The 17,817-nt window shown below is 72.3% G+C and carries 20 protein-coding genes; 7 read left to right on the forward strand and 13 right to left on the reverse strand.

What is annotated here, in order from left to right; genetic code table 11:
- Positions 1-8 precede the first annotated feature (8 nt).
- Genes ACIRF9_RS05965 through ACIRF9_RS05985 form a run of 5 tightly spaced genes read left to right on the forward strand, consistent with a single transcriptional unit; the run spans position 9 to position 5,575 of the window.
- Complete coding sequence (locus ACIRF9_RS05965) at positions 9-1,187, forward strand: ADP-ribosylglycohydrolase family protein (protein ID WP_403816969.1); 1,179 nt, start codon at positions 9-11, stop codon at positions 1,185-1,187.
- Complete coding sequence (locus tag ACIRF9_RS05970; protein ID WP_403816972.1) at positions 1,175-2,665, forward strand: ADP-ribosylglycohydrolase family protein; 1,491 nt, start codon at positions 1,175-1,177, stop codon at positions 2,663-2,665. Before ACIRF9_RS05965 ends, ACIRF9_RS05970 begins: the two co-directional genes overlap by 13 nt.
- Positions 2,662-3,555: a ribokinase gene (gene rbsK, locus ACIRF9_RS05975; RefSeq protein WP_403816975.1), complete on the forward strand. Its 894-nt coding sequence runs from the start codon at positions 2,662-2,664 to the stop codon at positions 3,553-3,555. Before ACIRF9_RS05970 ends, rbsK begins: the two co-directional genes overlap by 4 nt.
- On the forward strand, positions 3,552-4,745 hold the full coding sequence (locus ACIRF9_RS05980; protein ID WP_403816978.1) for a CaiB/BaiF CoA transferase family protein: 1,194 nt from the start codon (positions 3,552-3,554) through the stop codon (positions 4,743-4,745). Before rbsK ends, ACIRF9_RS05980 begins: the two co-directional genes overlap by 4 nt.
- Positions 4,742-5,575, forward strand: coding sequence for an HpcH/HpaI aldolase/citrate lyase family protein (locus tag ACIRF9_RS05985; protein ID WP_403816980.1), 834 nt, complete (start codon positions 4,742-4,744; stop codon positions 5,573-5,575). Before ACIRF9_RS05980 ends, ACIRF9_RS05985 begins: the two co-directional genes overlap by 4 nt.
- Before the next feature lie 72 nt (positions 5,576-5,647).
- Here the strand turns inward: ACIRF9_RS05985 and lgt are convergent, their stop codons facing one another.
- From lgt to hisI, 11 genes are all read right to left on the reverse strand, one after another.
- Positions 5,648-6,733: a prolipoprotein diacylglyceryl transferase gene (gene lgt / locus ACIRF9_RS05990; RefSeq protein WP_403816983.1), complete on the reverse strand. Its 1,086-nt coding sequence runs from the start codon at positions 6,731-6,733 to the stop codon at positions 5,648-5,650.
- 82 nt (positions 6,734-6,815) lie between these two features.
- A complete protein-coding gene (locus ACIRF9_RS05995; protein ID WP_403816986.1) occupies positions 6,816-7,592 on the reverse strand; it encodes a DsbA family protein in 777 nt (258 codons plus the stop codon).
- Positions 7,593-7,671: 79 nt separating this feature from the next.
- On the reverse strand, positions 7,672-8,490 hold the full coding sequence (trpA, locus tag ACIRF9_RS06000) for a tryptophan synthase subunit alpha (RefSeq protein WP_403816989.1): 819 nt from the start codon (positions 8,488-8,490) through the stop codon (positions 7,672-7,674).
- Complete coding sequence (gene trpB / locus ACIRF9_RS06005) at positions 8,487-9,770, reverse strand: tryptophan synthase subunit beta (RefSeq protein WP_403816992.1); 1,284 nt, start codon at positions 9,768-9,770, stop codon at positions 8,487-8,489. Before trpB ends, trpA begins: the two co-directional genes overlap by 4 nt.
- A 70-nt stretch (positions 9,771-9,840) precedes the next feature.
- Complete coding sequence (gene trpM, locus ACIRF9_RS06010) at positions 9,841-10,074, reverse strand: tryptophan biosynthesis modulator TrpM (RefSeq protein ID WP_403816995.1); 234 nt, start codon at positions 10,072-10,074, stop codon at positions 9,841-9,843.
- 22 nt (positions 10,075-10,096) lie between these two features.
- The gene (gene trpC / locus ACIRF9_RS06015) at positions 10,097-10,906 is read right to left on the reverse strand and encodes an indole-3-glycerol phosphate synthase TrpC (protein WP_403816997.1); all 810 of its coding nucleotides are present in this window, start codon (positions 10,904-10,906) and stop codon (positions 10,097-10,099) included.
- 122 nt (positions 10,907-11,028) lie between these two features.
- Positions 11,029-11,463, reverse strand: a complete 435-nt coding sequence (locus tag ACIRF9_RS06020; protein WP_403817000.1) for a DUF2752 domain-containing protein — start codon at positions 11,461-11,463, stop codon at positions 11,029-11,031.
- Between the two features lie 84 nt (positions 11,464-11,547).
- Positions 11,548-11,805, reverse strand: a complete 258-nt coding sequence (locus ACIRF9_RS06025) for an HGxxPAAW family protein (RefSeq protein WP_403817002.1) — start codon at positions 11,803-11,805, stop codon at positions 11,548-11,550.
- Between the two features lie 143 nt (positions 11,806-11,948).
- On the reverse strand, positions 11,949-12,599 hold the full coding sequence (locus ACIRF9_RS06030; protein WP_403817005.1) for a TIGR02234 family membrane protein: 651 nt from the start codon (positions 12,597-12,599) through the stop codon (positions 11,949-11,951).
- A gap of 170 nt (positions 12,600-12,769) precedes the next feature.
- Positions 12,770-14,248 carry an anthranilate synthase component I gene (locus tag ACIRF9_RS06035; protein WP_403817008.1) on the reverse strand — a complete coding sequence of 493 codons (1,479 nt, stop codon included), beginning with the start codon at positions 14,246-14,248 and terminating at the stop codon, positions 12,770-12,772.
- Positions 14,249-14,259: 11 nt separating this feature from the next.
- On the reverse strand, positions 14,260-14,712 hold the full coding sequence (hisI, locus tag ACIRF9_RS06040; RefSeq protein WP_403817011.1) for a phosphoribosyl-AMP cyclohydrolase: 453 nt from the start codon (positions 14,710-14,712) through the stop codon (positions 14,260-14,262).
- A gap of 83 nt (positions 14,713-14,795) precedes the next feature.
- On the opposite strand from hisI, the gene ACIRF9_RS06045 reads away from it, so the two are divergent.
- Together ACIRF9_RS06045 and ACIRF9_RS06050 are read left to right on the forward strand one after the other, a co-directional pair.
- Positions 14,796-15,431: a TIGR03085 family metal-binding protein gene (locus ACIRF9_RS06045; protein ID WP_403817015.1), complete on the forward strand. Its 636-nt coding sequence runs from the start codon at positions 14,796-14,798 to the stop codon at positions 15,429-15,431.
- Positions 15,432-15,460: 29 nt separating this feature from the next.
- Positions 15,461-15,859 carry a VOC family protein gene (locus tag ACIRF9_RS06050; protein WP_403817018.1) on the forward strand — a complete coding sequence of 133 codons (399 nt, stop codon included), beginning with the start codon at positions 15,461-15,463 and terminating at the stop codon, positions 15,857-15,859.
- A 3-nt stretch (positions 15,860-15,862) separates the two neighbouring features.
- Here ACIRF9_RS06050 and ACIRF9_RS06055 read toward each other — a convergent pair whose 3' ends face one another.
- Both ACIRF9_RS06055 and ACIRF9_RS06060 read right to left on the reverse strand, forming a co-directional pair.
- Entirely contained in the window at positions 15,863-17,110 is a 1,248-nt protein-coding gene (locus ACIRF9_RS06055) for an MFS transporter (protein WP_403817021.1), read from the reverse strand.
- Between the two features lie 14 nt (positions 17,111-17,124).
- A complete protein-coding gene (locus ACIRF9_RS06060) occupies positions 17,125-17,715 on the reverse strand; it encodes an ArsR/SmtB family transcription factor (protein WP_403817024.1) in 591 nt (196 codons plus the stop codon).
- Positions 17,716-17,817: the final 102 nt, after the last annotated feature.

Below are 17,817 nucleotides of genomic sequence, written 5' to 3' on the forward strand. Positions count from 1 at the left end.
TTCGGGGCATGACGCCCAAAGATTCCAAAGGATCAGAAAGCAGTCTCGAAGACCGGATCACCGGAGCCCTCGTGGGCGCGGCGGTCGGCGACGCCCTCGGCGGCCCCGTCGAGGGCTACTCCCCGGACCGGATCGTCGAGCGCCACGGCGGCCGCGTCCACGGCATCGTCGGCCCCTGGAACGGCGACGCCTGGCGCACCGCCCGCCCGATCGCCCCGTACCACAAGGGCGACGGCCACGTCACCGACGACACCTTGATGACGCACGCGCTGATCAGGGTCTACGCCGAGGTCCGCGACCACCTGGACGCCTACGCGATCACGGACCACCTGGTGCCGGACCTGATGACGACCCCCCGCTGGATCCCGGAACTGGAAGCCGAGGCCCTCCCCCTCCACCGCCTCTTCCTCGCGGAGAAATGGCTGGTCACCCGCCTCCACTACGGCCATGCCGACCCCCGGGAAGCCGGCGTCGGCAACATCGTCAACTGCGGCGCGGCGATGTACATGGCCCCGGTCGGCCTGGTCAACGCGGCCCACCCGGAGGGCGCGTACGCCGAGGCTCTGGACATCGCGGGCGCCCACCAGTCCTCGTACGGCCGTGAGGCGGCGGGCGTCTTCGCGGCGGCGGTGGCAGCGGCCTGCGCTCCGGCCGCGACACCGGACTCGGTCGTGACGACCTGCCTGTCCCTGGCCAAGGACGGCACCCGCGAGGCGATCGAGAAGGTCTGCGAAGAGGCCTCCCGCCACCGGGACTTCGAGTCGGCGCTGCTCCCCCTCCGCGAGGCGGTCGCCCCGTACGACACGGTGGGCCCCGACTACCGGCAGCCCTCCCTCGGCGCCCGCCGCCCGTCCCGTCTGCACGCGATCGAGGAACTCCCCGTCGCCCTGGGCATGTTGCTGGTGGCGAACGGCGACTACCGGCACGCGGTCCTCGGCGCGGTGAACTACGGCCGGGACTGCGACTCGATCGCGACGATGGCGGGCGCGATCGCCGGTGCCCTGGGCTCTCCGATCCCCGACGACTGGTCGAAACAGGTCGCGGAGGCCAGCCGCCTCGACCTCTGGGAACCGGCCCGCACCCTGGCGGAGGTCACCCGCGAGATCTTCGAGAAGGACGTCCGCAGACACCGCTCCCACGAAACGGCCTTCACCACCTTGCTCGGAGGTCCAGGATGCTCCGCCTGACCTGGGTCCAGCCGGAAGACCTCATCGGCCACGAACTCCGCCAGGCCATCGAGGACGGCCGAGAACCCTGGGCCATCGCAACCCGCTGGAAAGCGGCAGGCGGCTCAGAGGCCCCGGACCGAGCAGGAGCCTCCCCCGACCGCCCCTCCCGCTACCTGCGCCAGCTGGCAGAAGACCTGCTGGACGAACTGGCCGACTTGCCGAGCAGGTTGGCGGAAGACGAGCCGACAGACCTGGCCGGCATCCGCCGCAGCTGCACTTCGCCCGGTATCCCTGCGGGCAATCGTGCCGCTGGGGCGATGGGGGTCCCCCCGCTCGAGCGAAGCCGAGAGTGGGGGAGGGTGGGCGCAGGCGGCACCCCGCAAGCGCGGGCAAGCGAAACCCACCCCCGCCCAGCCCCCGCCCAGGCCGCCCTCGAAACAGCCTGGCTCGGCCGAGCAGTCGGCTGCCTCCTGGGCAAACCCGTGGAGAAGCTCCCCCTCGACGCCATCCGCAACCTCGCCAAGTCCACCGGCAACTGGCCCCTGGACACCTACTTCACAGCGCAAGGAGTCCCCCCCGACCTCCTCGAGGAGCACCCCTGGAACCGCCGCTCGGCGAAAACCTCCCTCGCCGAGAACATCAACGGCATGCCCGAGGACGACGACCTCAACTACCCCCTCCTCAACCTCCTCCTGCTCAGGCGCCACGGCCGCGCCTTCACCACCACCGACGTGGCGAAACTCTGGCTCGACGAACTCCCGGCCGGCCGCACCTTCACCGCCGAACGCGTCGCCTACAGAAACCTCCTCTCCGGCATCGAACCCCCACACACCGCCCGCCACCGCAACCCCTTCCGCGAGTGGATCGGCGCCCTCATCCGCGCCGACGTCCACGGCTGGACCAACCCCGGCGACCCGGCCGCCGCGGCCGAACAGGCCCACCGCGACGCCACCCTCACCCACACCGCCAACGGCGTCTACGCGGCGATGTTCACGGCCGCCACCATCGCCACGGCCACGACCGGCACCCACGACATCCACGCGTGCCTGAGCACCGGCCTGACAGTGGTCCCACCCCGCTCGCGCCTCGCCCGGGCCATCACCCACGCCGTCGAACTGGCCGAGACCCACGAGGACTTCGACACGGTCGTCGACGAACTCCACACCACCCACAAGGACCTGCACTGGGTCCACGCGATCCCCAACACCGCCCTGATCGCCGCCGCCCTCACCCACGCGAACGGCGACTTCACCGCCTCCATCTGCCGTGCGGTGTCCGGCGGCTGGGACACCGACTCCAACGGCGCGACGGCGGGCAGCATCGCCGGCCTCCTCGCCGGGGCCGCGGCCGGCACTTCCACCGCCCTGCCCACCCGCTGGACGGCCCCCCTCCACAACCGCCTCGCCACCTCCGTCGCCGGTTTCGACGGCACCGGCTTCGACACCCTCGCCCACCTCACCTGGTCCCTCACCCACCGGGAGGCATCCCGCCCATGACCGACATCGTCGTGCTCGGCAGCACGAACATGGACCTCGTCGCCTATGTCGAGAAGGCCCCACAGCGCGGGGAGACCGTGACGGGACGGCAGTTCCGTACGATCCCCGGCGGCAAGGGCGCCAACCAGGCGATCGCCGCCGCCCACGCCGGAGGCACCGTCTCGATGATCGGCGCGGTCGGCAACGACTCCTTCGGCGCCCGTCTGCGCTCCTCACTCGAACACTCCGGGGTGAACACCGACCACCTCCGCACGGTCGAGGCCCCCTCCGGCACCGCGCACATCGTCGTGGACGCCGAGGGCGGCAACGCGATCGTCGTCGTCCCCGGCGCGAACGGCACCGTCGACCATCTCGCCCCCGGCGACGAGGGCCTCATCGCCTCCGCGGACGCCCTCCTCCTCCAGCTGGAGATCCCCCTGCCCGCCGTCGTGGCGGGCGCCCGGGCGGCCCGCGCCCACGGCGTCCGTACGATCCTCACGCCGGCCCCCGCCCAACCCCTCCCACCCGAACTCCTCGCCGCCACCGACCTGTTGGTGCCCAACGAGCACGAGGCCGCCACCCTCACCGGGCGCACGGACCCCCACGAGGCGGCCGCCGCGCTCCTGGACAGCGTCCCGGAGGTCGTCATCACACTCGGCGCGGCCGGCAGCCTCCACGCGGCACGCGGCACCGCACCCCTCACCGTCCCGGCCCCGCAGGTCACCGCCGTCGACTCCACCGGCGCGGGCGACACCTTCGTCGGCGCCCTGGCGGTGGCCCTCGGCGAGGAACGCCCCGTACGGGAGGCCCTGGCCTGGGCGGCCGCGGCGGCCGCGCTCTCCGTCCAGCGCCCCGGCGCGTCGGCGTCGATGCCGTACCGCTCCGAGATCGAGAAGCAGTACACGTCATGACGGCGACCACCCCCCTCGACGGTCTGCGCGTCCTCGACCTCGCGACCCTCTTCGCCGGCCCTCTCGCCGCCACCCTGCTCGGCGACTTCGGCGCGGAGGTCGTCAAGGTCGAGCACCCCACGAAACCCGACCCCTCCCGGGGCCACGGCCCGGCCAAGGACGGCATCGGCCTGTGGTGGAAGCTCCTCGGCCGCAACAAGCGCACGATCACCCTGAACCTCTCCACCCCCGGCGGCCGCGCCACCCTCCTGCGCCTCGCCGCCACCGCAGACGTGATCATCGAGAACTTCCGCCCGGGCACCCTGGAGAAATGGGACCTCGGGTGGGAGGAGCTCTCCGCCGTCAATCCCCGGCTGATCCTCACCCGGGTCACCGCCTTCGGCCAGTTCGGCCCGTACGCGCACCGCCCCGGCTTCGGCACCCTCGCCGAGGCGATGAGCGGCTTCGCCGCGATCACCGGTGAGCCGGACGCGCCCCCGACGCTCCCGCCGTTCGGGCTCGCCGACTCCATCACGGGCCTGACCACGGCCTACGCCGTCATGACCGCCCTCGCCGCCCGCGAGCGCACCGGCGAGGGCCAGGTCGTCGACATGGCGATCATCGAGCCGATGCTGGCGGTCCTCGGCCCGCAGCCCCTCTGGTACGACCAGCTGGGATACGTCCAGGAGCGCACCGGCAACCGCTCCGCCAACAACGCCCCGCGCAACACCTACCGCACCGCCGACGGCACCTGGGTCGCGGTCTCCACCTCGGCCCAGTCGATCGCGGAACGCGTGATGTGCCTGGTCGGCCGCCCGGACCTGATCGAGGAACCGTGGTTCGCGACGGGCGCCGAGCGGGCCGCCCACGCCGACGTCCTCGACGCGGCGGTCGGCACCTGGATCGCCGCCCGCACCCGCACCGAGGTGCTCGCCGCGTTCGAGAAGGCGGAGGCCGCGGTCGCCCCCATCCAGGACGTACGGGACGTGCTGGCCGACCCCCAGTACCAGGCCCTCGGCACGGTCACCGCCGTCGACGACCCCGAACTGGGCCGCATCCGCATGCAGAACGTCCTCTTCCGCCTCTCCGCCACCCCCGGCGCGATCCGCTGGACCGGCCGCCCGCACGGCGCCGACACGGACGAGGTCCTGACGGAACTGGGCCTGACCGCGGCCGACCTGTCCGCCCTCCGCGAGGAGGGAGCCCTGTGACCCCGCCGACGCCCCTCACCTGGCTGTACGCCCCCGGTGACCGCCCCCACACCGTCACCAAGGCCCTCGCGTCGGGCGCCGACGTCGTCATCATCGACCTGGAGGACGCGGTCGCCCCGGACCGCAAGGCCTACGCCCGCAAGGCCACCGCCGAGCGTCTCTCCGAATCCCAGCCGGTTCCGGTCCACGTCCGGGTGAACGCCCTCGACGGCCCGCTCGCCGCCGCCGACCTCCAGGCGGTGGCCGCCCTGCCCGGCGTCAGGGGACTGCGGCTGCCGAAGGTGACGGCCCCGCACCAGATCACCCGTATCGCCGAGGCCACCGCCCCGGCCGAAGGCGGCGCGCCCCCGCTCTACGCCCTGCTGGAGACCGCCCTCGGCATCGAACACGCCTACGCCATCGCCTCGGCGCACCCGGCCCTGCGGGGCATCACCCTCGGTGAGGCCGACCTCCGCGCCGACCTGGGCATCCGCAACGACGCGGGCCTCGACTGGTCCCGCTCCCGGGTGGTCGTCGCCGCCCGGGCCGCGGGTCTCGCGCCGCCGTCGCAGTCCGTCCACCCCGACACCCGGGACCTGAACGGCCTCGCGGCCTCCTGCGCCCACGGCCGCGCCCTCGGCTTCCTGGGCCGCGCCGCCATCCACCCCCGTCAGCTCCCCATCATCGAACGCGCCTACCTGCCCACCGAGCAGGAACTGGACGAGGCCGAGACGATCGTCAAGGCAGCGGTGACGGAACAGGGCGCCCAGGCACTCCCGGACGGCCGCTTCATCGACGCGGCGGTGGTGGCAGCGGCCCAACGCACCCTGTCCCTGGCCCGCCGCACCTAGCTCCTGTCCGACGACGAGGGCGCCCGGGTTGTCCGGGCGCCCTCGTCGTCGTAGAACCGGTGGAACCGGCCGTCAGCTCTTCTTCCCCGCCGACTCGGCCTCGTCCTTGACCTTGTCCGTGTCGTCCGTGTCGTCCTCGGCCTCGGTCTCGTCCTCGGCCTTGGTCTCGTCCTCGGCCTTGGTCTCGTCCTCGGCCTTGGTCTCAGCCTCGGCCTTGGTCTCAGCCTCGGTCTCCGAGGTCTCGGCGTCAGCCGCGGCCTCGTCCTTCGCCTCGTCCTTCGCCTCAGCCTCGGGCTCGTCCTCCGACTTGCCCTCACCGTCGGCCTCGGCCTCACCGCCGGAGGCAAGAGGCTCCACGACCTCTTCCCGGCCCGGCCGCTTCTTCGCCGACACCACGATGTAGGTCACGGCGAGCAGACCCACGATGATCGCGGTCCAGACGTTGAGCCGGACGCCGAGGATGTGGTGGGCGTCGTCGATGCGCATGTACTCGATCCAGCCGCGCCCCGCGCAGTACGCGGCGACATACAGCGCGAACGCCCGGCCGTGCCCCAGCTTGAAGCGGCGGTCCGCCCAGATCACGAGGAGGGCGACGCCGATGCACCACAACGACTCGTACAGGAACGTCGGGTGGTAGTAGCCCGGCACCCGGCCGTCCGCCGAGGAGGTGACGTGCAGGGCCCAGGGCAGGTCGGTCGGCTTGCCGTACAACTCCTGGTTGAACCAGTTGCCCCAGCGGCCGATGGCCTGCGCGAGGGCGATACCGGGAGCGATGGCGTCGGCGTACGCGGGCAGTGCGATACCTCGGCGGCGACAGCCGATCCACGCACCGACCGCACCGAGGGAGATCGCGCCCCAGATCCCGAGGCCGCCCTCCCACACCTTGAAGGCGTCGACCCAGTCACGGCCCTCGGTGAAGTACAGCTCGTAGTCCGTGATGACGTGGTAGAGCCGGCCGCCGACCAGTCCGAACGGCACCGCCCAGACCGCGATGTCGGCCACCGTGCCGGCACGCCCGCCCCGGGCGAGCCAGCGCTTGTTGCCGAGCCAGACCGCGACGAAGACGCCGATGATGATGCAGAACGCGTAGCCGCGCAGCGGAATGGGGCCGAGGTACAGCACCCCGCGCGACGGGCTGGGAATGTAGGCAAGTTCCATGGCAGGTCCGACGCTACCCTGCCGCACCGGGCCCACGGCAGGCAGCCCGGCTACGGCTCCATAACGGGCCGGTGAGAAAGGCTCACCCTTGGTTGGCCTCCTCGACCATCTGCTTGAGCTTCGCCGGCGTCATCGTCCGGTCCTGGTAGATGTTCTTGCCGTTGAGCAGCACGGTCGGTGTGCCGCCGAAGCCGCCGCTCTGGAAGGCCTGGTTGGACTTCACCACCCAGCTGTTGTGCGTGCCCTTCTCGACACAGGCGCGGAACGCCGGCGTGTCGAGGCCGTCGACCTTGCCCGCCAGTTCGATCAGCTTGCTGTTCTCGCTGAAGGCGTCGTCCCTCTCCTCCGGCTGGTTGTCGTACAGCACGTCGTGGTACGCGGTGAACTTTCCGACGTCCTGGGCGCAGGCCGCCGCGTTGGCCGCGTTGCGGGAGCCGCTGCCGCCCATGTTGCCGTCGATGAGGGTGGCCAGGTGGTATTCGACCCTCAGCTTCCCGGCGTCCGTCAGCTCGTGGATCGTCGGCCGGTACGCCGTCTCGAAGGCCTTGCAGGCCGGGCAGCGGAAGTCCTCCCACACCGTGAGCGTGGACTTGGCGTCGTCCTTGCCGACCGGGATCGCCAGGGCGTCCTTGCCCTGGGCCCCCGAGGGCGCCACGACCGGGCCGGACTTGGCGCTGTCCTCGTCCTTGCCGGAGTTCGCGGCGAGGACGCCGATCACCGCGGCCAGACCCAGCACGCAGACGACGCTCGCGCCGACGATCAGTGTGCGCCGCCGCCGATCGGCGGCCTTCTGCTTCTCGCGCTCCACCGCCAGCCGCTCCCGGGCGGTGCGCTTTCCCTCACGATTCTTCTCGCTCACACCCCCAGAACGAACCGGGGAGGCGCATTGCGCCTCCCCGGTCCCAGGTCCACCCCTTCGAGTGAGACCGCGTAATCCGTTACGCCGTTCGGCGCACGCCCTTCGCCAGCTCGCCCGCGAGGACGCGGACCGCCTCGACACCGGCGGCGTCGTCCGGGGCGTCCAGCATCCGCTTGACGAAGGCCGAGCCGACGATCACGCCGTCGGCGAAGCCGGCCACCTCGGCGGCCTGCTGGGCGTCGGAGACGCCGAGGCCGACGCAGACGGGCAGCTCGGTGCCGGTGGCACGGGTGCGCTCGACCAGGTCCTGGGCCTGCGCGCCGACCGACTCACGGGTGCCGGTGACCCCCATGAGCGAGGCGGCGTAGACGAAGCCGCTGCCCGCCGCGGTGATCTGCGCGAGCCGCTCGTCCTTGCTGCTGGGCGCCACGACGAAGATCGTCGCGAGGCCGTGCTTCTCGGCGTGCTCCCTCCACAGCGCCGACTCCTGCACCGGCAGGTCGGGCAGGATGCAGCCGGCGCCGCCCGCCTCGGCCAGCTCGGCGGTGAAGCGCTCGACGCCGTAGCGGTCGATGGGGTTCCAGTACGTCATGACGAGCACCGGCTTCCCGGTGGCCTCGAAGGCCTCGCGGACCGTGCGCATGACGTCCGCGATCCGCACCCCGCCGCGCAGGGCGATGTCGTCGGCGGTCTGGATGACCGGGCCGTCGAGGACGGGGTCGCTGTGCGGCAGACCGACCTCGACGACGTCCGCGCCGCCGTCGAAGACGGCCTTGATCGCCTCGATGCCGCCGTCCACGGTCGGGAACCCGGCCGGGAGGTAGGCGATGAGGGCGGAACGGCCCTCGGCCTTGGCGGCGGCGAGGGTGTCCGACAGCAGCTGAATGTTCCCGCTCACTTGGCGTCCCCCTCGATCTCGGCGGTGTCGGCCGCGTTGGCCGCGACCTCGGCGTCGGTGTCGTACAGCCCGAAGTAGCGGGCCGCCGTGTCCATGTCCTTGTCGCCGCGGCCGGACAGGTTGACGACGATCAGGCCGTCCTTGCCCAGTTCCCTGCCGACCTCCAGGGCACCGGCGAGGGCGTGCGCCGACTCGATGGCCGGGATGATGCCCTCGGTGCGCGACAGTAGGCGCAGCGCCTGCATGGCCGCGTCATCGGTGACCGCGCGGTACTCGCCGCGGCCACTGTCCTTGAGGTAGGAGTGCTCGGGGCCGATGCCCGGGTAGTCCAGACCCGCCGAGATGGAGTACGGCTCGGTGATCTGGCCCTCGTCGTCCTGGAGGACGTAGGAGCGGGAGCCGTGCAGGATGCCGGGCTCGCCGGCGGTGAGGGTGGCCGCGTGCTCGCCGGTCTCCACACCGTGTCCGGCCGGTTCGCAGCCGATCAGCCGGACGGAGGCGTCCGGGATGAAGGCGTGGAACAGGCCGATGGCGTTGGAGCCGCCGCCGACGCAGGCGACCGCCGCGTCGGGCAGCCGTCCGGCGCGCTCCAGGAGCTGGCGGCGGGCCTCGACGCCGATGACGCGGTGGAAGTCGCGGACCATCGCCGGGAAGGGGTGCGGGCCGGCGACCGTGCCGAACAGGTAGTGGGTGTGGTCGACGTTGGCGACCCAGTCGCGGAACGCCTCGTTGATGGCGTCCTTCAGGGTGCGGCTGCCGGACTTCACGGCGACGACCTCGGCGCCCAGCATGCGCATACGGGCCACGTTGAGGGCCTGGCGCTGGGTGTCGATCTCGCCCATGTAGATCGTGCACTCGAGCCCGAACAGGGCGCAGGCGGTGGCCGTGGCCACGCCGTGCTGGCCCGCGCCGGTCTCGGCGATGACGCGGGTCTTGCCCATGCGCCTGGTGAGCAGGGCCTGGCCGAGCACGTTGTTGATCTTGTGGGAGCCGGTGTGGTTGAGGTCCTCGCGCTTGAGGAACACGCGGGCGCCGCCCGCGTGTTCGGCGAAGCGGGGGACCTCGGTGAGGGAACTCGGGCGTCCCGTGTAGTGGACGAGCAGGTCGTCGAGTTCGCGGGCGAACTCCGGGTCGTGCTTGGCCTTGTCGTACTCGACGGCGACCTCGTCCACGGCGGCGACGAGGGCCTCCGGGATGAACTTGCCGCCGAAGGCGCCGAAGTAGCCTTCGGCGGTGGGGACTTGACCCTCGGGGTCGGGAATGAAGAAATCGCTGGGCATGCGGATACCTCACGGTGAGTGCCGATGGAAGAACACGATTCGCCGTGGGGGCGGAGCCTGTCGTACGACCTCAGGCCGTGTGTGGCTGGTCGCGCACGCGCGGCGGTAGCCGCACATCACATGACGCCCCGCGCCCCTCTGGGGCGCGCTGCCATCGACGTCCGTTGACCTGTCCCGGCTCGTCTCCGATGACGTACCGCACCCGGCGGCCGTGGACACGCCTCGCCGGGGCTCGGCAGCCCCTCGGGCGGCAGCCGCGCGCGAGGCGGGCGTACCGGTCCACGGTCGTCACGGTGAGAGTCATCGTCGGTCAGCCTACCGGGAGATCATCCCCGGCCGTGCCGCAGTGCGGGATGCTCGCCCGCCGCCACCAGATCCGCCACCGCCGTCTTGGGGTCGCGGCCGGTGACCAGGGACTCGCCGACCAGGACCGCGTCGGCGCCGGCGTTGGCGTAGGCGATGAGGTCGTGGGGGCCGCGGACGCCGGACTCGGCGACCTTGACGATGTGGTCGGGGATCTCGGGGGCGACCCGCTCGAAGGTGGAGCGGTCGACCTCGAGGGTCTTCAGGTTGCGCGCGTTGACGCCGATGATCTTGGCGCCCGCGTCCACGGCCCGGTCGACCTCCTCCTCGTCGTGCACCTCGACGAGCGGGGTGAGGCCGATGGAGACGGCGCGCTCGATCAGCGACTCCAGGGCCGGCTGGTCGAGGGCGGCCACGATCAGCAGCGCGAGGTCGGCGCCGTACGCGCGGGCCTCCCACAGCTGGTACGACGTGACGATGAAGTCCTTGCGCAGGACCGGGATGTCGACCCGGGCGCGGACGGCCTCCAGGTCGGCGAGCGAGCCGCCGAAGCGGCGCTGTTCGGTGAGGACGGAGATGACGGCCGCGCCGCCCGCCTCGTAGTCGGCGGCCAGGCCGGCCGGATCGGCGATCGCGGCCAGCGCGCCCTTGGACGGGCTGGAGCGCTTGACCTCGCAGATCACCTTGACGCCGTCGCCCCGGAGCGCGGCGACCCCGTCCTTGGCGGCGGGCGCCTTCGCCGCGCGCTCCTTGAGCTCGTCGAGGCTGACGCGCGCCTGCCGCTCCGCGAGGTCGGCACGGACTCCGTCGATGATCTCGTCGAGCACACTCACGCGAGCGGCCCCCTTCCGGACAACCAGTGGAAAACGATGGTCACTGCGATGGTATCCGCAGCAGGGGGTAGCCCTCACATCCAGCGGACGGCGGTCCCACTACCTGGACGTTCGACGGTTGATCAAGGGTGCAGCCAGCCACCGAACGGCAGGTTCCGGACAACCGTGAAGACCAGCACCACCGTGCCCAGCGTCCACATGGGGGCCGTGCCCAGGTCGATCCGCAGGGGGCGTCCGCGCGCCGCTCGGATCACCCAGACGGTCCATACGAGGGCGAAGCCGAAGTAGGCGACGACAGCCAGGGCGTTGTCGTGCAGGGCGGTCCCGAGATCCCCGTGGACGAAGGCGTGCGCGCTGCGCAGGCCGCCGCAGCCGGGGCAGTACAGGCCCGTGTGGCGCAGCAGGGGGCAGACCGGGTAGTGGCCGGGCTCGTTGGGGTCGACGGTCCCGACGTAGGCGAAGGCCCCGGCGACGGCGGCGAGGATCCCGGCGGGCACGGCCAGTCGTCCCAGGGCCGTGGACGTCGTGGTCCGGGTGTCGGCGTTCACGCCTCGCATTGTGCCCGGCGCGGGCCGCACACGCGCGTGAGGGGCGGCCGGTGTGCTCACCGGCCGCCCCTCACGCGCAGTCCTGGGCGAGGATCAGCCCTCGACGCTCGCGGGCTCGGCCGTCGCCTTCGGGGCCACCTTGTGCACCGGGTGGGCCTCCTTCGGCTGGCCCAGACCCGCGGCGCGCATCAGACCGCCGACGACACCGCCGAGGGCCACGATCACCATGCCGGCCCAGAAGCCCAGCGGCTGGGCCATCACCATGAACGCGCCCGCGACGCAGAAACCGATGAAGGCGATGGTGACACCGGTCCAGGCGGCCGGGGTGTGTCCGTGGCTGCTGCCCGCCATGACTTGCTCCTCATTGCTGTCTATGTGTGTGTCCGAGCCGGACGCTCGTCGTCCATTGTCCCGTACGCGCACGCGTACGGGACGCGGGGGTGGCTTCCGTCGGCGTCTGATTCACCACATCGGGAACCGGACGCGGATCCAGGTCAGGAGGGGTCGGTGCCCGTCGGGTCCTCGCCGCGGTCCAGGGCCTTCCAGATCTCCTCGGGCCGCTCGGGGTCGACGGGCCGCGCCGCGCGCCGCTGGCCGGGGGCGCCGCCGCGCTCGTAGCGGCCGGACATCGCGGGCCACTGGCGGCCGTAGCGCAGGGCCAGCAGACCCGCCAGGAGGATCAGGACTCCGCCGACGACCGCGACGTAGGGCCAGGCGGTGTGGGTGAAGGAGGCGACGGTGGCGGAGGTGTCGCCGGAGGCCTTCGCGGCCTGCTCGTCGAGGGCGGAGTCGTCGGAGGCGCCGGTCAGGGCGGCCACGGCGATGCCGACGCCGGAGAGCGCGAGGAGGGCGGAGACCGCGAGGCGGCCGGCCCTGCGGACGGCGAAGACGGCGACGAGCGCGGCGAGGCCCACTATGGCGAGCGCCGCGGGCACGCCCGTGACGTCGCTGCCCCTGGCGGTGAGGGGGAAGGCGCCGCCGGCCACCGTCGCCGTGCCCTGCGACCAGCGCTGCCGGGTGGCCAGCAGGGCCACGGCCGCGCCCAGCGCGCCGAACAGCAGGGCGATGCCGAGGCTCAGCCGGCCGGCCCGGGCGGAGGCGGCGGATACGGAACGGGGGTGAGGTACAGCAGTCACGGAGTCCACTATCGCTTGAACCCCACGCGAACCGTCACCCGGGGCTCAGTGATTCACGCCCCATGTCCGCCGAGACCGGCGCCCCATGCCCCGCGAGATCCACGCCCCACAGTCCCGCAAGACGGGTGCTCGCGGCACCGCGACACCCGTGCTCGCCGGACCATGCGGCCGGCCAGGCCCTACTTCCCGAGGCGGTTGGCCGTGTGGACCGCGCGCAGGACCGCCGCTGCCTTGTTGCGGCACTCCTGGTCCTCGGCGACGGGATCGGAGTCGGCGACGATGCCCGCGCCGGCCTGGACGTAGGCGGTGCCGTCGCGCAGCAGGGCGGTGCGGATGGCGATGGCGGTGTCGGAGTCGCCCGCGAAGTCCAGGTAGCCCACGCAGCCGCCGTACAGGCCGCGCCGGGACGGCTCGAGCTCGTCGATGATCTGCATGGCGCGGGGCTTGGGGGCGCCGGAGAGGGTGCCCGCGGGGAAGCAGGCGGTGAGGACGTCGAAGGCGGTGCGACCGCTCGCGACCTTGCCGGTGACCGTCGAAACGATGTGCATCACGTGCGAGTACCGCTCGATGGACATGAAGTCGACGACTTCGACCGAGCCGGGCTCGCAGACCCGCCCCAGGTCGTTGCGGCCCAGGTCGACGAGCATGAGGTGCTCGGCACGCTCCTTGGGGTCGGCGAGCAGTTCGTCGGCGAGGGCCTGGTCCTCCTGCGGGGTGGCGCCGCGGTGCCGGGTGCCGGCGATGGGGTGGACCATGGCCTGTCCGTCCTCGACCTTGACCAGGGCCTCGGGGGACGAGCCCACGACGTCGAAGCCGTCGAAGCGGAACAGGTACATGTACGGGGAGGGGTTCGTCGCCCGCAGGACCCGGTAGACGTCCAGCGCGCTCGCCGTGCACGGCGTCTCGAAGCGCTGCGAGGGGACGACCTGGAAGGCCTCGCCCGCGCGGATGCGCTCCTTGATGTCCTCGACGGCCTCCTGGAAGTCGGGGCCGCCCCACAGCGCGGTGTACTCGGGCAGCTCGGAGGGCGGCAGCACGGCCGGGGGCTGGGCCACCGCGCGCGTGAGGTCGGCCTCCATGGCGTCGAGACGGGCCACCGCGTCCGCGTGCGCCTCGTCGACGCCGGTGTCGAGGTCGTTGTGGTTGATCGCGTTGGCGATCAGCAGGACCGAGCCCTCCCAGTGGTCCATGACGGCGAGGTCACTGGTGAGCAGCATGGTCAGCTCGGGCAGCTTCAGGTCGTCGCGTTCGCCGGGGCCGATCTTCTCCAGGCGGCGCACGATGTCGTAGCCGAGGTAGCCGACCATGCCGCCGGTGAAGGGCGGCAGGCCCTCCTGGTGCGGGGTGTGCAGGGCCTCGATGGTGGCGCGCAGGGCCTGGAGCGGGTCGCCGTCGACGGGGACGCCGACCGGCGGGGCGCCGAGCCAGTGGGCCTGGCCGTCGCGGGCCGTCAGCGTGGCGGCCGACCGGACGCCCACGAAGGAGTACCGGGACCACGAGCGGCCGTTCTCCGCGGACTCCAGCAGGAAGGTGCCGGGGCGCTCGGCGGCGAGCTTGCGGTAGAGCGCGACCGGGGTGTCGCCGTCGGCGAGGAGCTTGCGGGTGACCGGGATGACACGGCGGTCGGTGGCCAGCTTGCGGAACGTCTCGAGGTCCATGGCGGCAGACCTTACTGATCCGAGGCGGAGGTGCCGGAATCGGCGCCGTCCTTCAGCAGGACGTCGGCGTCGAAGCAGGTGCGCGCGCCGGTGTGACAGGCGGCGCCGACCTGGTCGACCTTGACCAGCAGGGTGTCGGCGTCGCAGTCGAGGGCGACGGACCTGACCCACTGGAAGTGACCGGAGGTGTCGCCCTTGACCCAGTACTCCTGGCGGCTGCGCGACCAGTAGGTGCAGCGGCCGGTGGTGAGCGTGCGGTGCAGCGCCTCGTCGTCCATCCAGCCCAGCATGAGCACCTCACCGGTGTCGTACTGCTGGGCGATGGCGGGGACGAGCCCGTCGGCGCTGCGCTTGAGCCGCGCGGCGATCTCGGGATCCAGGCGACTGGATGGAGAGCTGTGGCGCGAAGCGCCTCGATGAGGGGCGGTGGTCGGGTGACGGGCGGGCGGGGGCGTGCTGGTCATGGGTGCCATTGTGCCGCGCGCAACTGACAGTGACGGGAGTATGTCCACTGGGCGGACCTCCTACGTAGTCGTAGGCTGACTGCATGTCGACTTTCGCCAAGCGTGAACGGCTCCTTTTCGCCGACCTCTTGGAGACCGCCGGTCCGGGCGCCCCGACCCTGTGCGAGGGCTGGGAGACGCAGGATCTGGCCGCGCACGCGGTGGTGCGCGAGCGCCGCCCGGACGCCGCCGGGGGCATCCTGATCAAGCAGCTGGCCTCCCGCCTGGACAAGGTGATGGCGGAGTTCGCCGCGAAGCCGTACGACGAGCTGATCACGCTCATCCGCACCGGCCCGCCGAGGTTCTCGCCCTTCCAGCTGAAGCAGATCGACGAGGCCTCCAACACGATCGAGTTCTACGTGCACACCGAGGACGTCCGGCGTGCCCAGCCCGACTGGACGCCCCGGGAGCTCGACCCGGTCTTCCAGGACGCCCTGTGGTCCCGGCTGGAGCGCACCGCCCGTCTGATGGGCCGCGGTTCCCCGACCGGCCTGGTGCTGCGCCGCGCGGACGGCCGTACGGTGGTCGCCCAGCGCGGCACCCCGGTCGTGACGGTCACCGGGGAGCCGTCGGAGCTGCTGCTGTTCCTGTACGGCCGCCAGAGCGCCGCGAAGGTGGAGCTGGACGGCGACGAGGACGCGATCGAGAAGCTGCACAGCGGCAAGCAACTGGGCATCTGAAGAGCCCACCCCTCGAAGGGCACACCCCCGTGATCAAAGTAGCCATGACCAGCGTGTACGTCGACGACGTCGCGAAGGCCCACGCGTTCTACACGGACGTCCTGGGCTTCGAGACCCGTATGCACATGGATCTGGGCGGCGGCACCCTGTTCGTCACCGTCGGCGCGCCCGAGGGCGCCCAGCGGGACCTGCAGCTCCTGCTGGAGCCCGGGCAGGGCCCGATCGCGGAGCCGTACCGCACGGCCGTGAAGGGGGCGGGGCTGCCGTGCATCGTGTTCTCCGTCGACGACATCGAGGCGGAGTACGAGCGGCTGCGCGGCCTCGGCGTCCACTTCACCCAGGGTCCGCAGGAGCAGGGCCCGGTCGTCACGGCCGTACTCGACGACACGGTGGGCAATCTGGTGCAGCTGGCTCAGCCGAAGGAGTGAACGTCAGCGGGGCAGTTCGGCTCGGCGCAGGGGCTTCGCGGTGAGCGCGAGGAGGCCGCTCAGGCCGCACAGGGCCGCGCAGGCGGCGAAGACGGGGCCGGTGCCCCACAGCTCGACCGACCAGCCGACCAGCGGGAAGGTGAGCGGGGCGACGCCGAAGCTGACCAGGGTGGAGACGGCGGTGACCCGGCCGAGGTAGGCGGCACCCGCGCGTGCCTGCACCAGTGCCCCGGACAGCGCGCCGCCGAGCCCGCCCAGCAGCCCGATGCACAGGGCGACGCCGGCGGCCGCCGCGACGGACGGCACGCGCGCGAGGGCGGCGATCGCGACGGCCCCGCCGATCGTCGCCACCGCGAGCACGCGTCCCGCGTGCGGGACCCGCCCGCGCCAGGCGAGCAGCAGGGAGGCGGCTCCGGCGCCGACGCCGAACCCGGCGAGGACCAGCCCCATGCCGGAGGAGCCCCAGCCGCGTTCCTCGGAGAGCAGGGTCAGCCCGAGGTTCATGGGGCCGACGAAGCCGAGGTCGCTCAGGGCGATGGCCGCCACCAGCGGCAGGAGCACACGGTCGTGACGGATGTGGCGCAGGCCGTCGCGCAGTTCGGCCAGGACTCCGGGCCGGGCGGTCACCGCGTCGTCGGGCGGCAGTTCGCCCATGCGGACGGTCTGCAGCAGGGGCAGCGACACGCCGATCAGCAGCGCGGCCAGGCCGAACGCGCCGGCGGTGCCGCCGAGGACCACTCCCAGGCCGCCCAGGGGCCCGCCGAGGACGGTGGCGAGCCGGGTGGCCAGTCCGCGCAGCCCCTGCACCCTGGTGAGCTGGCCGCGGTCGGCGATCCGGGCGGGCAGGGCCCCGGCCGCGGGCAGGAAGACGGCGTCGACGATCCCGAAGAGCACCGCCACCGCGCCGAGCGCCCACAGGCCCGGGCTGGTCGCGAGGAGCAGTACGGCCGCGGTGAGGACGAGCGCGCAGCGCACCCCGGTGCTGCCGAGGACGACCCGGCGCGGCCCGTACCGGTCGGCGACCACTCCCCCGCCGAGCATCAGCAGGGCACGCGGCACGGCGCTGACGGCGGTCACGAGGCCGGCCTGGGCGGGTGTGCCGGACTGGACGGCGGCCCAGGACAGGGCGAGGTAGTAGACGTTGTCGCCGATCGCGGACGAGGTGAAGCCGCCGAGCCAGCGCAGGACGTTGGGGTCCCGGTGGGCGGCGCGCTCCACGCCGGGGGCCGTGCGGACGAGGGCCGTGCTCATGGCGGGGCTCCTTCTCAGATCCGGAACGGGAACGCGTACGTGTGCAGTGAGACGTTCTCCCGGCCCTCGGTGTCCCCGGTGGCGTCGGCGGCCCGGCCCCGCTCCTCGTAGCGGCGGATCAGGGCGAGCAGTTCGCGGTTGAGGTCGGTGAGTTCGGCCGGGGTGAGGCGCAGGTTCGACTCGGAGGACTCGGCGGCGGTGTTCCACGCCTCGCCCCAGTGGGTGCGTTCGTCGAGGAAGCGGCGGTACATGTCGGCGCGCTGCTCGAAGAAGAGCCGGCTGGCGGCGGTGTGCGCGGCGGCCTTCTCGGGGGCGTCGCGGAAGTCCTCGTCGCGGATGCTCAGGCCGTCGGAGGCGGGCTGCCACCAGCGCTCGCGGCCGTCGGCGCTCTGCGGCTCGGCCTCCTCGATGAGGCCGAGCTCGGCGAGTTTGCGCAGGTGGTAGCTGACCAGGGAGACGGCCTCGTCGACCTGTTCGGCGAGCTGGGAGGCGGTCGCCACGCGGGCGATGGACAGTCCTCGGTACAGCTTCATCCGCAAGGGGTGGGCGAGCGCCTTGAGCGTGCCCAGGTCTGTGATGCGGCGGTCTCTCTCCTTGCCTGTCATGCCCCCACGCTAGATACGAAAGAAATATTGCGCAATCTATTTTGCGCAACTTCTCTTTCTCATCTCTCCATGAGTAAGCCCCGGCCACCAGGTGGCCGGGGC

It is taken from the genome of Streptomyces sp. NPDC096132 (assembly GCF_044763345.1).
Classification (GTDB): domain Bacteria; phylum Actinomycetota; class Actinomycetes; order Streptomycetales; family Streptomycetaceae; genus Streptomyces.

Coding starts and splice junctions, on each gene's coding strand:
- ACIRF9_RS05965 (WP_403816969.1), top strand. CDS start 9: ATGACGCCCAAAGATTCCAAAGGATCAGAAAGCAGTCTCGAAGACCGG.
- ACIRF9_RS05970 (WP_403816972.1), top strand. CDS start 1,175: ATGCTCCGCCTGACCTGGGTCCAGCCGGAAGACCTCATCGGCCACGAA.
- rbsK (WP_403816975.1), top strand. CDS start 2,662: ATGACCGACATCGTCGTGCTCGGCAGCACGAACATGGACCTCGTCGCC.
- ACIRF9_RS05980 (WP_403816978.1), top strand. CDS start 3,552: ATGACGGCGACCACCCCCCTCGACGGTCTGCGCGTCCTCGACCTCGCG.
- lgt (WP_403816983.1), bottom strand. CDS start 6,733: ATGGAACTTGCCTACATTCCCAGCCCGTCGCGCGGGGTGCTGTACCTC.
- trpB (WP_403816992.1), bottom strand. CDS start 9,770: ATGCCCAGCGATTTCTTCATTCCCGACCCCGAGGGTCAAGTCCCCACC.
- trpM (WP_403816995.1), bottom strand. CDS start 10,074: ATGACTCTCACCGTGACGACCGTGGACCGGTACGCCCGCCTCGCGCGC.
- ACIRF9_RS06020 (WP_403817000.1), bottom strand. CDS start 11,463: ATGCGAGGCGTGAACGCCGACACCCGGACCACGACGTCCACGGCCCTG.
- ACIRF9_RS06025 (WP_403817002.1), bottom strand. CDS start 11,805: ATGGCGGGCAGCAGCCACGGACACACCCCGGCCGCCTGGACCGGTGTC.
- ACIRF9_RS06035 (WP_403817008.1), bottom strand. CDS start 14,248: ATGGACCTCGAGACGTTCCGCAAGCTGGCCACCGACCGCCGTGTCATC.
- hisI (WP_403817011.1), bottom strand. CDS start 14,712: ATGACCAGCACGCCCCCGCCCGCCCGTCACCCGACCACCGCCCCTCAT.
- ACIRF9_RS06045 (WP_403817015.1), top strand. CDS start 14,796: ATGTCGACTTTCGCCAAGCGTGAACGGCTCCTTTTCGCCGACCTCTTG.
- ACIRF9_RS06055 (WP_403817021.1), bottom strand. CDS start 17,110: ATGAGCACGGCCCTCGTCCGCACGGCCCCCGGCGTGGAGCGCGCCGCC.
- ACIRF9_RS06060 (WP_403817024.1), bottom strand. CDS start 17,715: ATGACAGGCAAGGAGAGAGACCGCCGCATCACAGACCTGGGCACGCTC.